The sequence below is a fragment of the Glutamicibacter sp. ZJUTW genome (genome assembly GCF_008370855.1).
Classification (GTDB): Bacteria; Actinomycetota; Actinomycetes; order Actinomycetales; family Micrococcaceae; genus Glutamicibacter; species Glutamicibacter nicotianae.
In genome coordinates this window covers 2,164,422-2,178,957 of sequence record NZ_CP043624.1, presented here as the reverse complement: position 1 = coordinate 2,178,957, position 14,536 = coordinate 2,164,422, and the positions used below count along the sequence as shown (strand labels likewise).

At 59.0% G+C, this 14,536-nt stretch carries 11 protein-coding genes; 6 read left to right on the top strand and 5 right to left on the bottom strand.

Features of this window, described 5'->3' with window-relative positions:
- Nucleotides 1–100: 100 nt before the first annotated feature.
- Both lpdA and F0M17_RS10255 read right to left on the bottom strand, forming a co-directional pair.
- Nucleotides 101–1,480, bottom strand: a complete 1,380-nt coding sequence (gene lpdA, locus F0M17_RS10260; protein WP_121867014.1) for a dihydrolipoyl dehydrogenase — start codon at nucleotides 1,478–1,480, stop codon at nucleotides 101–103.
- 280 nt (nucleotides 1,481–1,760) lie between these two features.
- On the bottom strand, nucleotides 1,761–3,275 hold the full coding sequence (locus F0M17_RS10255; RefSeq protein WP_073706033.1) for a leucyl aminopeptidase: 1,515 nt from the start codon (nucleotides 3,273–3,275) through the stop codon (nucleotides 1,761–1,763).
- 253 nt (nucleotides 3,276–3,528) lie between these two features.
- Here F0M17_RS10255 and F0M17_RS10250 point away from each other — a divergent pair, with 253 nt between their 5' ends.
- The 4 genes from F0M17_RS10250 (at nucleotide 3,529) to F0M17_RS10235 (ending at nucleotide 8,409) form a co-directional block, all read left to right on the top strand.
- Entirely contained in the window at nucleotides 3,529–4,491 is a 963-nt protein-coding gene (locus tag F0M17_RS10250; RefSeq protein WP_073706437.1) for a proteasome assembly chaperone family protein, read from the top strand.
- On the top strand, nucleotides 4,488–5,750 hold the full coding sequence (locus F0M17_RS10245; protein ID WP_149597070.1) for a nitrate/nitrite transporter: 1,263 nt from the start codon (nucleotides 4,488–4,490) through the stop codon (nucleotides 5,748–5,750). Before F0M17_RS10250 ends, F0M17_RS10245 begins: the two co-directional genes overlap by 4 nt.
- A gap of 89 nt (nucleotides 5,751–5,839) precedes the next feature.
- Nucleotides 5,840–6,943, top strand: coding sequence for a DUF4192 family protein (locus F0M17_RS10240; RefSeq protein WP_168201996.1), 1,104 nt, complete (start codon nucleotides 5,840–5,842; stop codon nucleotides 6,941–6,943).
- 254 nt (nucleotides 6,944–7,197) lie between these two features.
- On the top strand, nucleotides 7,198–8,409 hold the full coding sequence (locus tag F0M17_RS10235; protein ID WP_121867011.1) for an RNA polymerase sigma factor: 1,212 nt from the start codon (nucleotides 7,198–7,200) through the stop codon (nucleotides 8,407–8,409).
- 124 nt (nucleotides 8,410–8,533) lie between these two features.
- On the opposite strand, the gene F0M17_RS10230 is transcribed toward F0M17_RS10235, so the two are convergent.
- Nucleotides 8,534–8,758: a hypothetical protein gene (locus tag F0M17_RS10230; RefSeq protein WP_038991880.1), complete on the bottom strand. Its 225-nt coding sequence runs from the start codon at nucleotides 8,756–8,758 to the stop codon at nucleotides 8,534–8,536.
- Nucleotides 8,759–8,979: 221 nt separating this feature from the next.
- Here F0M17_RS10230 and F0M17_RS10225 point away from each other — a divergent pair, with 221 nt between their 5' ends.
- Nucleotides 8,980–11,088, top strand: coding sequence for a type IIA DNA topoisomerase subunit B (locus tag F0M17_RS10225; RefSeq protein WP_066144392.1), 2,109 nt, complete (start codon nucleotides 8,980–8,982; stop codon nucleotides 11,086–11,088).
- 72 nt (nucleotides 11,089–11,160) lie between these two features.
- Here F0M17_RS10225 and F0M17_RS10220 read toward each other — a convergent pair whose 3' ends face one another.
- Both F0M17_RS10220 and F0M17_RS10215 read right to left on the bottom strand, forming a co-directional pair.
- Nucleotides 11,161–12,123, bottom strand: a complete 963-nt coding sequence (locus F0M17_RS10220) for a M56 family metallopeptidase (protein WP_066144395.1) — start codon at nucleotides 12,121–12,123, stop codon at nucleotides 11,161–11,163.
- A 23-nt stretch (nucleotides 12,124–12,146) separates the two neighbouring features.
- Nucleotides 12,147–12,518, bottom strand: a complete 372-nt coding sequence (locus tag F0M17_RS10215; RefSeq protein ID WP_073706036.1) for a BlaI/MecI/CopY family transcriptional regulator — start codon at nucleotides 12,516–12,518, stop codon at nucleotides 12,147–12,149.
- A 399-nt stretch (nucleotides 12,519–12,917) separates the two neighbouring features.
- Between F0M17_RS10215 and F0M17_RS10210 the strand changes: the two genes are divergently transcribed.
- On the top strand, nucleotides 12,918–14,516 hold the full coding sequence (locus F0M17_RS10210) for a cytochrome ubiquinol oxidase subunit I (RefSeq protein WP_121867010.1): 1,599 nt from the start codon (nucleotides 12,918–12,920) through the stop codon (nucleotides 14,514–14,516).
- Nucleotides 14,517–14,536 lie beyond the last annotated feature (20 nt).

The window sequence follows — 14,536 nt, the reverse complement described above, 5'->3', positions numbered from 1 at the left end:
TTTTATAAAGCTTGAAAAGTGGTGGGAGGCGTTGCCTCCGAGCCTAGTGCATTCAGGCAGCGCGTTACATCAACGCGCTGCCTGAATGACCAAAACGTGATTAACCGTGCAGCGGTGCGCCGGCCAAAGCCATTGCGGCTTCGCCCAGGGACTCGTTCTGGGTTGGGTGAGCGTGGATCAGCTGCGATACGTCCTCTGGGTATGCTTCCCAGTTCACGATCAGCTGCGCTTCACCGATCTGCTCGCCAATGCGTCCGCCGATGCCGTGAACGCCAACGATTGGGCCGTTCTTGACGCGGACCATCTTGATCAGGCCACTGGTGCCCAGGATCGAAGACTTGCCGTTGCCAGCCAGGTTGTATTCAGTGGTTTCGATCTGGTCTGCACCGAACTTCTCCTTGGCCTTTGGCTCGGAGTAGCCCACCGAAGCGATCTCAGGCTCGCAGTAGGTCACCTTCGGGATGTTGATGTCCTCGATGATGGTTGGCTTCAGGCCGTGGATTTCCTCGGCAACGAAGCGACCGTGCTGGTAGCCGCGGTGTGCCAGCTGTACACCTGGGACGATGTCGCCAATGGCGTAGATGTTGCCAACGCCGGTGTGCAGGCGCTCGTCGGTGATCACGAAGCCGCGATCGATGGTGATGCCCTGCTCTTCGAAGCCGAGGCCTTCGGTGACTGGACCGCGACCCACTGCAACCAGAACGATGTCTGCTTCCAGTACGTTGCCGTCAGCCAGCGAGACCTTGACGCCGTTGGCGTCCTGCTCGACCTTTTCGAAGAAGACGCCGGTGTTGAACTTGATGCCGCGCTTCTTGAAAGCACGCTCCAAGGTCTTGATGATGGCTGGGTCTTCGTTTGGAACCAGCGAAGGAAGGCCCTCGACGATGGTGACATCGACACCGAAGGAGTTCCATACGGAAGCGAACTCGACGCCGATGACGCCGCCGCCGAGCACGATGGCGCTCTTTGGCAGGTCTTCCATGTTCAATGCTTCGGTGCTGGTCAGTACGCGGCCGCCGATTTCTAGACCGAAGGTCTTGGAGGTGGAGCCGGTAGCCAGGATGATGTACTTGCCCTTGTATACGGTGCCATCAACGTCGATGGAATCTTGGGAGACAAGACGGCCGTTACCGGTGATAACGTTGACCTTCTTCATCTTGAGCAAGCCCTGCAGGCCCTTGTGCTTGCCAGCAACAATGCCTTCCTTGTACTTGCGCACGCCAGCCAAGTCGATCGACTCGAGCGTGGTGTTGATGCCGTACTTGGCACCCTCGCGAGCGTTTTCAGCCAACTCTGCTGCGTGCAGGTAAGCCTTGGTTGGGATGCAGCCGGTGTGCAGGCAGGTGCCGCCCAGCTTTTCCTTTTCAATCAATCCAACGGTGTAGCCCAGCTGGATGGCACGCAATGCTGCCGAGTATCCAGCGGATCCGCCGCCGAGGATGAGGACATCAAATTCTTGCGTTGCTGCCGAATCGGCCACGTGAACGCTCCCTCGTATTCGCTTAGTGAGGCCGGCTTTGGCCGACCAGGGGATCGGGTGTGGACTTTCTGGAGCGTGACACATGCTGGCGCGCACCTTTGATCCACGGTGATGTTTCAAAACTTACCTTAGTACCGTCGAATGGCTAGAGTCACCTTCGGGGCACTAAAAGTCAGGTATGTCTCTAATTTTGAGCTCATCCCGGCATCGGCCAATTGATTCTGGCGATACCGGGATGAGTTTCATGGCACTGCAGCTGCTTTGCCGCTGCGTTTAACGGCTAGTTCGCTGCGGCAACCTGTTCTGCGTAGGCAACCAGAGTGCGTACCTGCGAGCCGGTGCCGTTCTTCGGGGTGTAGCCCCAGGCGCTTCCCTCGTTGAAGGCCGGACCAGCAAAGTCGATGTGGGCCCAAGGGATCTTCTTGCCGTCGACTTCGCCGACGAACTCTTCGAGGAAGACGGCTGCGGTCATCATTCCGCCCATGCGTTCACCGATGTTCGCCAAGTCGGCGACCTGCGACTCGATGGATGGACGCAGCTCTTCCGGAAGCGGCATGGCCCAAGCCAATTCGCCCACCTTGTCCGAAACGGCAACCAGGTCGCTGGTGACCTGCTTGTCGCCCATGACGCCTGCAGTGCGCAGGCCCAGAGCCAGCATCTGCGCGCCGGTCAGCGTAGCGATGTCGATCATGACATCCGGCTTTTCCAGGCTGGCTGCGGCCAAGCCGTCAGCCATGACCAGACGGCCTTCGGCGTCTGTGTTCAGCACCTCCACTGTCTTGCCGCCGAACATCGTCAGCACATCGCCCGGACGGGTCGAGGCGCCGCCTGGCATGTTCTCCGCCAGGCAGAGCCACGCGGTGACCTTCACGTTCAGCCCTAGTTCTGCGACGGCGGCGACCGTCTGGAAGACTGCGGCGGCACCGGACATGTCCGACTTCATGGCGTGCATGCCTGCAGCAGGCTTCAGCGAGGTGCCACCGGTATCAAAGGTGATGCCCTTGCCGATCAAGGCAATGTGCTTGGCTGCCTTCGATGGCGCGTACTCGACCTTGACCAAGCGCGGCTGGCGAGCCGAACCGCCGCCAACGCCGATCAGGCCTCCGAAGCCGTCCTTGGCCAGGCGCTTCTCATCGAAGATGGTGACCTTCAGCGGCAGCGACTTGGAGTAGTCCTTGACCGCCGCGGCGAAGGTCTCCGGGTACAGCACGTTGGCGGGGGCATTGATCAGGTCGCGGGTGCCGCGGACCGCGCGGCCCAGGATTGCTGAGCGCTTGAGCACGGCTGGAAGATCCTTGGAAGTGGCCACCGAGGTGACGATCTGGGCTTCGGCCAGTACTGGCTTCTCGCTCTTCTTCGAACGGTGGTTCTCGTAGCGGTAGCTGCCCAAGGCGATGCCTTCAGCCACGGCGGCAACGCGCTCAACGCTGTCGGCCGGCAAAGCGAAAATGGCGCTCTTGGCGTTGCTCAACTGGCGGGCAGCCGAGCCCGCTGCACGGCGCAGCTTCTCTTCGGTCAGATCGGCGAGCTCGTCAACGCCAAGGCCGATGAACTGCAGGACCTTGGCCTTCGTGCCGTCCACGCCAGGCAGCGCGGTGATTTCGTCGGCCTTCCCGGCAACGCCCAAAGCCGAGAGCGACTGCTCCAGCGAGGTAGTGGTGTCGGCGGCGAAGGGGGATGCCGCGATGGACACCTTGTCGCCGTTCTTGAGTACGCCCAGGATGAGGGCGTCAGCGCTCTTGCGCTTGATGTCAGTGCCAATGGCGCTCAGAGTGAGATCACTGGAGTTGATCACAAAATCATTCCTTCTATGCCTTTGTAGGGTCTAAGGTCGCGACAGCCCAAGTGGTATTCCGGAGCAGATCCTGCCGGTGGGCTGTGCGTCTCCTGCATCTAGGTTATCCGAGGTTCCGCGTCATCGTGCGTTACTTCACAGCGAGCGAAAGCCAAGTAGCGATAGGATGGAGCATTGATCTGTTGTAGAAGTTCAGTCCTGGCCGATGGTTGCCGCCCTGCTGTGCCGGATGCCGACCCTGAATGAGGAGAAAATGTCCAAGGATTCGTTGATGACGCTGGTCGCAGACGATTTGGATGACTCGCGCCTTCAAGGTCTTGGGATGTTCATCTCGCTGAAGAGCATCAGTGATGCCGGGCATAATCACGCGCAGGTCTCCAACGAGCTTTTCGGCCGTCTGGAATCCGAACTCTTCGCCACTTTCGATGCCGACGAGCTGATCGCCTACACCTCCCAGCGACCGCGGGTCTCGTTCCTTGGCGACCACTTCGCCGGATACCAGGCCCCGCGCATCGAGATCTACCTTATGACTGATGAGATGGACCGCAAGTTCTGGTTCCTCAACGGAGTTGAACCGGATCTGAAGTGGGAACGCGTGATCGCGGAACTGCAGTCATTCATCGAGGCCTTCAACGTATCGCTTGTTGTTGGGACCGCATCATTGCCGATGCCGGTGCCGCATACCCGGCCGGTCGGCGTAACCGCCCACGGCAACCGCAAGGATCTGATCGAGAACATCTCGACGTGGAGTCCCACGGTTGAATCTCCGGCAGGCTTGGCCTCGCTGCTCGAAATCCGCCTGAGTGAAGCCGGCCGGGATGTCGTGGGCTACTCGATGCATACCCCGCACTACCTTGCCGAATCCGAGTACCCGGCGGTCGCCGTTGCGACGCTGGAGTATGTGGGCGCGGCGCTGAAGCTGGCTCTGCCGACCGACAAGCTGCGCGAAGCGGCCCGATTGGTTGACCAGCAGCTCGCCGAGCAGCTTCAAGCCAATAGCGACGTCCGCCAGATGGTGGACGGATTCGAGGAACGTTTCGACGCGCATGCCAAGGAGCACGAGTCGCGTTCGCTGTTGCTGGACGAAGATGAGCAGATGGCGGATGCCGAGGAACTGGGCGCCAGTGCCGAGCATTTCCTGGCCGCCATCGAGAACACCGAAGATTGGTTGAAAAACGGTCATATCGAACCGTTGCCAGGTGATCACGACCAGTGAGCCAAGCCCAGCTGAATTCGCCGAAATCGTGGCTCGTCTTCGGCTTCGCAATTCTTGCCTACATTTCTGCAATTTCCCAACGCACCAGCTTCGGAGTCGCAGGCATCCAAGCCACCGAACGCTTCGATGCCAGCGCACAGATCCTGGCGACGTTCTCGGTCGTGCAGCTCGTTGTCTATGCCGGGGCGCAGGTCCCCGTAGGGCTGCTGCTGGATAAATTCGGGCCCCGCATCCTGATTACCTGCGGCGCCTTGCTGATGGCTGCCGGCCAAGCGTTCCTGGCGATTTCGGTCAACGTGCCCATGGGCTTGGCCGGGCGCGTTATGGTCGGCATGGGCGACGCGATGGTCTTCGTCTCCGTGCTCAAGCTCTTGCCCCTGTGGTTCTCCGGTTCGCGCATTCCGGTGCTCACCCAGCTCACCGGTACTTTTGGCCAGCTCGGGCAGCTGATCAGCCTCTTTCCATTCCATATGATCCTACTTGGCGTCGGCTGGTCCGCGGCATTCTCGATCATGTCAGGGTTCGCTTTCGCCACCTTCATCACGACGATCGCCTTCGTGCGCAATGGGAAGAACTGGAATGGGCATGGCGCGGGGGAGCAGGAGACCGGCTCGCGGATCTCGCAGGCATGGAAGCAGCCAGGGACCCGCTTGGGTTTCTGGACCCACTTCTCTACGGCCTTCATGATCAACACCTTCATGATGACGTGGGGCTACCCATTCCTTGTCGAGGGCCAAGGCATAGACGGTGCGTTAGCTTCGGGCCTGATGGCTGTATTCGTTGTCGTCGCCATCGTGCTGGGCCCCATCCTCGGCGCCTTGACCGCGCGCCATGCCAGCCAGCGTTCCAATATTGCGTTGTCCATCGTGGGCTCCATCTTGGCGCTATGGGCGGCCGTTCTGCTCTGGCCAGGACAGGCGCCGCTATGGATTCTGGTGCTGCTGATGGTCGCCATTGCCGCCGGCGGCCCGGCCTCAGTGATCGGTTTCGACTTCGCACGTACGTTCAACCCGCCGCGGGTTCTGGGAACTGCCACCGGCCTGGTGAATACCGGCGGATTCATCGGAGCATTCGTCACCATCTACGTCATCGGTTTCATCATGGACATGCTGCACAAGGCCAACGGGTCGGTCGGAGAACTCTACAACCTGCCGGCTTTCCGGGTGGCACTGTCCTTCCAATTCGTGATGGCATTGCTCGGGATGGCATTCATGGTCATCGAACGCCGCAAGGCGCGCCGATTCCTCGCCGAACAGTAACCGCCGGCCCCGAGGCCCGGACCAGAAGGTTCTCCACAGCTCGCACGCGTTGACGTCCTGTGCCAAGCGCCGCGATGCACCGTGGAGCCATGACAACTACACCAGAACGCCATCCCCTCTCGCTGTCCAGCTGCGAGGACATCCTGGCCTATGTGCCTCATGCCCTCGGCTTCTATCCGCAAAATTCCGCCGTGCTCATGCTGATCGACGAGGACCACCTGGAAGCGACCCTGCGTGTCGATTTGCCGGAAGAGGACACTTCGTCCGAGCGGGAGTCGTGGACCGCGCAGGTGCTTCGCCTCCTGGATCGTATGCCCCATATCCAAGGGGTGGTTCTGGTGGTCTACGCGCCGGAAGATTCGCTGGCCGAGGGCCGTATTCCGTACTCGCACATGGTTGCGCAGCTCGAACAGGGGCTGGCCGGCAAAAAAGTCCTGTTGCGCCACAGCTGGTGCCGGCAGGGCCGATTCGTCTGGAACTACGCGACCGACGACTACGCAGAGCCGACCCCGGTGCGCCCGCTGGAAACCAACGAGACGCATCTGTCGCTGGTCTTTGCTGGATCAGCACCGTTGGATGTTCCATGGGACGGCAGTGGAATCCCTGAGTGGCCGCAGGCCGCCGAGATCCTGAAGATTGTATCCAGCCAGCAGCACAACGTGATCAACTGCCTTGAAGCATGGCTGCAGACGATGGACCTCGCCGAGGCGGAAGCCCGAACTTGGATCCACGAAGAGCATGAGCACACCGCACTGCTGCTTGGTTCCCTGGAAGTGAAAATCGTCCGAGACCTGCTTCCGTATTTGGCTGGCCAAGGTCTGGACGCGGCATTGGATGTGCTGTTTGGCGTGATGCGCGGAGATCGGGAAGCCGCTGCCTCGCCCTTGACCAACTACTTGCTGGGCCGTGGTTGGCATGCGCCAGACTGGCAGCGGATTGACCGGCTGTGGTCGGTAGCCAGAGACCTGCTCGGTGTGGCCGAAGGCAACGCCCGGCAGGCCCTGCTGTGCATTCTTGCCTGGATCGAGTGGGCACGAGGCCGGGGGACTATGGCCTTGTGCCTGCTGGGCAGGGCTGTAGAAGAAAACCCGAACTACGAGTTGGCGCGGTTGCTGCAGAAACTGATGTCCCATGGAATCATGCCCGAGTGGGCGACCGATCAAATGCGGGCTTGGCGTGCCAATTTCAGCTGAGCAACGGAGGCCGGAGTGTCTCAAGTGGTGTCCTGATGCTAATTCATGGATAATGGGACAACAGACCCGGTTAGGTTCGAATTGCCTAGGTCTTGAAATCTGTGGATTTCGGGAACATTAGGCGGGCTTGATGCGTTGATACCAATGTGCCAGCCCTAGGTGTTTAGTCAGCGACTGAGCACTATCGGACTTGACAGGGTCATAGTGGTGTTACCGGCAGGTGCATCCGGAACGCATCGTTAGAAAGGTTATTCGTGTCATCTTCTGAGACGAACGCTAATCGCATAGCAACTGAGGCCGAGGTCGACGCGGCTGAGGCCGAATCAGCCACCCCTGCAGCGAAGAAGCGCGCTACCAAGGCCAAGCCTCGGACTAAAAAGGTCGCTGCCGAAACCGCAGCGCAAGACGAATCAACCGGAGCGTTGGCTGACGCCGATGACGATGCTGAGCCAGGCACCGATTCGAAGGATGCGAAGTCCGACGATGAATCAAAGGGCTTCACACTTTCAACCGGTGATGACGACGCTCCGCAGCAGCAGGTCATGGTGGCCGGCGCGACCGCTGACCCGGTCAAGGACTACCTGAAGCAGATTGGCAAGGTTGCCCTGCTGAACGCCGAGCAAGAAGTCGACTTGGCCCTGCGCATTGAAGCTGGCCTGTTCGCAGCTGACAAGCTGGAGAAGGACGATGGTTCGATGGATCAGCGTCTGCGCTGGGACTACGAGCAGATTATCCATGATGGCAAGATCGCCAAGAACCACTTGCTGGAAGCAAACCTTCGACTGGTAGTTTCCCTGGCCAAGCGCTACACCGGCCGCGGCATGCTCTTCCTGGACCTGATCCAGGAAGGCAACTTGGGCCTGATCCGTGCGGTGGAGAAGTTCGACTACACCAAGGGTTTCAAGTTCTCGACCTATGCCACTTGGTGGATTCGCCAGGCAATCACCCGTGCCATGGCTGACCAGGCGCGTACCATTCGTATTCCTGTGCACATGGTTGAAGTCATCAACAAGCTGGCCCGTGTCCAGCGCCAGATGCTTCAGGATCTCGGTCGCGAACCGACCCCAGAAGAGTTGGCCAAGGAATTGGACATGACCCCTGAAAAGGTCGTCGAGGTCCAGAAATACGGCCGCGAACCGATTTCCCTGCATACCCCGCTTGGCGAAGACGGCGACTCCGAATTCGGTGACCTGATCGAAGACTCGGAAGCTGTTGTGCCAGCCGATGCAGTGTCCTTCACCCTGTTGCAGGAACAGCTGCATTCGGTGCTCGACACGCTTTCGGAACGCGAAGCAGGCGTCGTGGCAATGCGTTTCGGCCTGACCGATGGCCAGCCTAAGACGCTGGACGAAATCGGCAAGGTCTACGGGGTGACCCGCGAACGCATTCGCCAGATCGAATCCAAGACGATGTCGAAGCTGCGCCACCCATCGCGTTCCCAGGTGCTGCGCGACTACCTGGACTAAGAATCTGAGGATGTGGCCAGCAGTTCATGCAAGGAACTGCTGGCCACATTTTTTATTGCCATTAATGCAAGAAGAAGGCGACCCAAAGCGGGTCGCCTTCTTTGATCAGCAGTTGGCCACGAGATTAGTCGTTGGCGTCTACCTTGGGCTTTTCGTAGAGCCGCGAGGACTCATCCTGCCATAGGGAAGTCTGCGGACGCAGTTTTTGCTCTACATCGCGGCTATGGTGAGCGCAGAAAAGCAGCTCACCGCCGGTCGAAGCCAGCACGGCTCGCACGTAGGCCTGTGCGCCGCAACGGTCGCACCGGTCGAGGGCGTTAAGTTCACGACTAGCGGTCGTAGTAGTCATTGCCAGCCTCCTAAAGTTGATGGTTACTCTATACAACCAGCTTGGATCCCGACTTTATCCCGAATTGGCTGTTCTTTCGCTCACCGCGTAGCGCATGTGGATAAGCTCATACCTGCCCGGCGTGCTCGCCAGCACCGGAAAATAGCGGGTATTCGAACACATTAACGATTAGAATATGAACCAAGACGTACTTTCTCATGCAAGTAGGAGACATCAGCTCAGTGGCTTCATCCGACAATTACAGTGCCCGGCACCTTTCCGTATTGGAAGGCCTGGAAGCAGTTCGTAAGCGACCAGGCATGTACATTGGCTCCACCGACTCCCGTGGCTTGATGCATTGCCTCTGGGAGATCATCGATAACTCTGTTGACGAGGCGTTAGGCGGGTTTGGGCAGGCCATTGATGTTATCTTGCACTCTGACGGCTCGGTCGAAGTCCAAGACGATGGCCGTGGCATCCCCGTGGATGTTGAACCCAAGACTGGGCTGAGCGGTCTGGAAGTCGTCTTCACCAAATTGCACGCCGGTGGCAAGTTCGGCGGTGGCTCCTACAGCGCATCCGGCGGCCTGCACGGCGTGGGCGCCTCAGTAGTAAATGCTCTGTCGGCCCGCTTGGACGTGGAAGTTGACCGCGGCGGCAAAACCTACGGCTTGCAGTTCCGTCGCGGCGAACCAGGAAAATTTACCGATAAGGGGCGCAAGAAAGCCGATGCGGCGTTCAAGGCCCATGAGACCGCAACGCCTCCGGGAATTATCGGCAAAGCCAAACGCGGCGTAACCGGAACGCGCATTCGCTACTGGGCCGACAGCCATATCTTCACCCCGGATGCGAAATTCTCCTATAAGGAATTGCAGGATCGCGCCCGCCAAACCTCCTTCCTGGTCCCGGGGCTGCGCATCACCCTGCGTGATGAACGCGGACTGCCGGACACTCCGGGCGCAGACGGACCTCATGAGGAAGTGTTCCAGCACGACGGCGGCATTAGCGAATTCGTCGACTACCTGAGCAGCGATTCACCGGTTACCGACATCTGGCGCTTCCACGGCAGCGGTTCCTTCCATGAAAAGGTTCCGGTCATCGACAGCAACGGCCGCAGCCATATTGAAGATGTGCAGCGTGTCTGCGAAGTGGACGTGGCGGTCCGCTGGGGGATCGGCTACGAAACCACCCTGCGCAGCTTCGTCAATATTATTGCGACACCCAAGGGCGGTACGCATACCGCAGGCTTCGAGCAGGCCCTGCTCAAGTCCTTCCGCAAGAATATCGAGGCCAACGCGCGCAAGCTCAAGTTCGGCCAGAAGGACAAGCTGGAAAAGGACGACGTTCTGGCCGGCCTGACTGCCGTGCTGACCGTCCGATTGGCCGAGCCCCAGTTCGAGGGCCAGACCAAGGAAATTTTGGGCACCCCACAAGTGCGCCAGATTGTTTCCAAGGTGCTGGAAAAGGCGCTCAATGATCGTCTGGGCTCCAGCAAGCGCAACGAAAAGGCTGAAGCCTCCACGCTGATGGAGAAGGTCGTCAACGAGATGAAGTCTCGTGTGTCGGCACGCATGCATAAGGAAACCCAGCGTCGCAAGACGGCTTTGGAATCCTCGTCGCTGCCAACCAAACTGCTTGATTGCCGGAGCAAGGAAGTCGGCAAATCCGAACTGTTCATCGTCGAGGGCGACAGCGCATTGGGCACCGCCCGACTTGCACGCTCCAGCGAGTACCAGGCGTTGTTGCCGATTCGTGGCAAGATCCTGAATGTGCAAAAGGCGTCGATCTCGGACATGCTCTCCAATGCAGAGTGCGCAGCGATGATCCAGGTGATAGGTGCTGGTTCGGGCCGCAGCTTCGACATCGAGCAAGCGCGATACGGCAAGATTATCCTGATGACCGATGCTGACGTTGACGGTGCGCACATTCGGACCCTGCTGCTGACGCTGTTCTATCGCTATATGCGCCCGATGATTGAGCACGGTCGCGTCTATGCGGCGGTCCCGCCGTTGCACCGCATCGAGGTAATTAATCCGGGCGCCAAGCAGAACGAAGTCATCTACACCTACTCAGAGACGGAAATGACCAAGCTGCTGGCCAGCTTGGAGAAGGAAGGCCGACGCTACAAGGAGCCGATCCAGCGCTATAAGGGCCTGGGTGAGATGGATGCAGACCAGCTGGCTGAAACCACCATGGATCCACGCCATCGCATGCTGCGCCGTGTTGGCATCGAGCATGCGCAGGCAGCCGAAGAAGTCTTCGACCTGCTGATGGGCTCGGATGTGGCACCGCGCAAGAAGTTCATCATCGACGGCGCCGACGATCTTGAACGGGAACGCATCGACGTTTAGAACCGCAGATGCAACGACGTCCTTGAGCTCCACTGGGGTTCAAGGACGTCGTTGCATGGGATCGAGCGGGTGCTACCAGTCCAGCAGCCGTGGCGCTATGAGCAGAACTGTCGGGCAGACCATCAGCATGATGGTGCTCAGCAGCACCAGTGCCCGTTGCGGGCGGCTCAGCGGATCTTGCGGGGAGAGCAAGCGCTTGAGCCTGCGGGATGATACTTCGCCATCGGGCATGCCAACCAGACCGGCGCTAGAGGCATGAGGCGTTGACGAGCGGTCATCCATGGTCGCTGCGGTGGCCACAGTGACGATGGCTTTGAGCAGCGTCTGCCGATTGGCCTTTTCCAGCGCTTTGTCGTCGGCCAGCATTTCGATCAGTTGGCGCACTGCATCGAGTCCAAGCCGTGAGGTCGGCAACCAGGGCAACGCTTCGTGCCAGGCAGTGAAGGCCAGGATTAGCAAATCATGGCGTTGATCCAAATGGGAGCGTTCATGGGCGATGACCGCCTGCTGCTCTTGAGCCGAAAGCTGGGTGAGCAATCCCCGTGACAGCACGGTCACCGACTGCGAGATGCCGGGCACGCAGTATGCCACGGGCATATCATGATCGATCACCAAGGTGTTCGCGCGCGTCTGCGAGGGGTTGCTCAACAGGCGAAGTAGCTGCCGGTGCTTGGCTCGTTGGCGGGAGGTGCGCCAAGCAGCGCGCATGAGGGTCAATACCAGGTGGAAACCGAAGAGCAGAGCTGTGCTCAAGGCGAAGAGGTGCACGATGCCGGGGTAGGGCACACTCGTGTCTCCTGTCAGTAGGAGCCATCCACCATGCAGCGCGGAGATCAGATCATCGCCCAGTGGGTCCAAGCCCCAGACAAGCATTGAGCCGATCATGGAAAGGCCACCGCCTAAAGCAATGGCTTGCCACAGGAGTACCGCTTGCACTGGTGAGCGCGCGGTCCAATTCGCCTTGGATAAAGCCAACGGCGTCGGCCACGCCAATGCGATAGCCAACGCCGCTAGGAAATATGAGGTGAGAAGCACTCAGTCCCCGAAGTTCATCTAAATTATGCGGACTTTACTGAGTCCAAGATAGCACGCAGGGAAGCTGCTTCGTCGGGGGAGATGCCTCCAATGAATCGTGCCAAAACTGCTTCACGGTCCTGAGCGGTGCCCAGTGCGTCGTTGAGCAGTCCAACGGTGTGATCCTCACGGGAGGATGAAGCTGCGTATCGGTGAGGGCGGGTAGTGCGCTCGCGCTCCACCAGACCCTTCTTCTCGAGACGTGCTAGTACGGTCAGCACCGTCGTTACTGCGAGTTCTTTCGCGTCGGTGCCAAGCACCGCCAAATCATCACGAAGGTCATTCGCGGTGAGTGGTTCTGCGGAATCCCACAGAAGATCCATGACGGAGCGTTCCAGATCGCCAAGGCTGGCCACTAGGTCGTACCTCACTTGCATTAGTTCTAACGCGGTTGCTTGCACTCAGCGAGAGCATGCAGACTGCTTGGGCTCTTAATTGTAGCCATCTTTCCACAATATTTCTACGGAGCGTAAAAGAGATGGGTGAGTACAGGCTTTAGCAGTTTCGCTGCGCGTTATGGGAATGTCCCGGGTGAAACTTGTTGACTTGGGTTTTTTAAGATCCGTAGACACAACCCTGTCAATAGGCTTACTATTTGCGCTCGCGCCCGCGGTGTTGAAATTTGCAGCCGGCAAAACCTGCTAATCCCGTCGATTTCTACAAGCTGTCGAAATCGTCTATTCTGGCCTTGGAGGTCTTTTCTACGAAACGTAGAAAAGCGGTTTATATTCCATCCCACGATAGTTGAGGAATCCATGGATGCTCTAGAGATTGCCCGCTGGCAATTCGGCATTACGACGGTCTACCACTTCTTGATGGTGCCCCTGACCATTGGACTGGGCTTGACCGTGGCCACATTGCAAACCATGTGGCATCGCACCGGCAACGAACACTGGCTGCGAATGACAAAATTCTGGGGAAAGCTTTTCCTCATCAACTTCATCATGGGCGTTGCCACGGGCATCGTCCAAGAGTTCCAATTCGGCATGGCCTGGAGCGAATACAGCCGCTATGTTGGCGACGTTTTCGGTGCGCCGTTGGCCATGGAAGCCCTGCTGGCTTTCTTCGTGGAATCCACCTTCCTGGGGCTCTGGATCTTCGGCTGGAAGAAGCTACCCAAGCGTGTCCACCTGGCAACGATCTGGTGCGCTTCCTTGGCGACGATCCTTTCGGCCTACTTCATCCTCGTTGCGAACTCGTGGATGCAGCACCCCGTCGGAACGAAATTAGTTGACGGCCGTGCCGTGATGACCGACGCATGGGCGGTGTTCACCAACAACACTGCGCTCGTGACCTTCCCGCACACCATCTTCGGCGCCTTCGCCGTTGCCGGCGGCTTCCTGCTGGGCATCTCCTGGTTCCACCTCTACCGCCGCCGCAAGGAAGGCATCGACACCGTGGATGCCAACGGATATGTAGTCGTGGGTGAAGACCCAAACCGCGGCAAGAACCGCGACAAGACCGACTACCAGGTCTGGATTAAGTCACTGCGCATTGGTGCTTCGGTAGCCATGGTCGCCTTTCTCGGTGTTGCTCTGAGCGGGCACGAGCAAGCAAAGCTGATGTTCGAACAGCAGCCGATGAAAATGGCAGCGGCAGAGGCAGCTTGCCATGATGGTACCGGCTTCTCCGTGCTGTCGTTGGGCGATATCACCGCCCAAGGCGCAACCAACTGCGACAACGTCGTAGCTGTCTTCGAAATTCCGGGCATTCTCTCGTACCTGGCCAACGGAGATTTCACCACCGAAATCAAGGGCGTGAATACCCTGATTCCGGAATACCAGGAAAAATACGGCAAGTACTATCCAAGCGATGAGTCCTTCGGCCAGTACGCGGGCCAGGAAATCAACTACCTGCCCGTGATGGAAGTGACTTACTGGGGCTTCCGCTTGATGATCACTCTGGGCGGACTCTCGGCACTGGCAGCCGGCGTCGCGCTGTGGATCACCCGCAAGGGCACCGTCCCGGAAAGCAAATGGCTTTCGAGACTGGCGGTATTGGGCATCGCCGCACCCTTCGGCGCCAACGCCACCGGCTGGATTTTCACCGAAATGGGCAGGCAGCCGTTCACCGTTGCGCCTAACCCGCAGATGGGCGGGGTGGACCAGGTGTTCATGTATACCGCGGCCTCGGTCTCTCCTACCGTCAGTGCAGGAGAAATGCTGTTCTCGCTGATCTCGCTCACTGCAATCTATGGCGTGCTGCTGGTTGTGGAACTGGTCCTGCTCACCCGCTACATCCGAGGCGGCGTGGCATCGGCAATGCCGGAGCTCGAAGCGGCAGATCATTCGTCATCCGGGGGCCCTAAGGGGCCTGACAACGATGATGACGACGTACTGGCATTCGCCTACTAGCGGAACGGACGAAGGAGAAT